Origin of the sequence: Streptomyces purpureus (assembly GCF_014648195.1) — a bacterium.
GTDB lineage: Bacteria > Actinomycetota > Actinomycetes > Streptomycetales > Streptomycetaceae > Streptomyces > Streptomyces purpureus.
Genome location: NZ_BMQQ01000086.1, coordinates 1 through 700 on the forward strand (window position 1 = coordinate 1; position 700 = coordinate 700).

At 44.0% G+C, this 700-nt stretch carries 1 protein-coding gene; it reads right to left on the reverse strand.

All coding sequences use genetic code 11. The features are described from left to right. On the reverse strand, positions 1-672 hold a 672-nt coding region (locus IEZ01_RS36285), incomplete at its 3' end, for a cadherin-like domain-containing protein (protein WP_194523919.1). Positions 673-700: the final 28 nt, after the last annotated feature.

Sequence of the window (700 nt, forward strand, 5' to 3'; positions counted from 1 at the left end):
CGATTTATCTCCATCTCCATCGGTAATGGTGTAGCTAAATACGTCTTGGAGGCTTTGGTTATCTTTAAGGGCATTTACATCCGTATTGTTATTATTTAATTGGTAGGTGTAACTACCGTCAGCACGGAGAATTAATGTTCCGTATTCTCCATTCACTGCTGTATTCAATGCGCCATTTGCTACGTGTTCACCTGATGCAACTGTTCCAGCCTGTACTCCACTGACGTTGGCTTTGTCTGCGCCTTGGGTATCAGCTGTATCTCCACTAGATACGTCTCCTGTCAGTACGTTGCCACTTACCGGGTTAGGGACGCTGTCTTCTGTAATGCTATTCGTGTCAGAATTCGCAACAGGTGCGTCATCTATAATCGTAATCGTTACGGTATTCGTTGTACTATTGCCCTGAGCATCCTTAGTGGTATAGCTAAACGTATCCTCAACATTATCGCCATTTGACGGTTTAGTCAGTGTGTATGTGTAGTGACCATCTTCATCAATGCTGAACGTCCCATATTGAGTCGAACCATTAGTAACGGGTACTGCTTTGACCTCGGATGGTAGGTTCACTGTATCTGTTACGGTATGACCAGTACCCGCAGTTGAACCACCCGCAAGACCACTTTCATTGACAGTATTGCTAATTGGAGCTGGTGTTAGATTGACATTTGCCACATTAATCGTAAGCGTTGAATGAGATAAA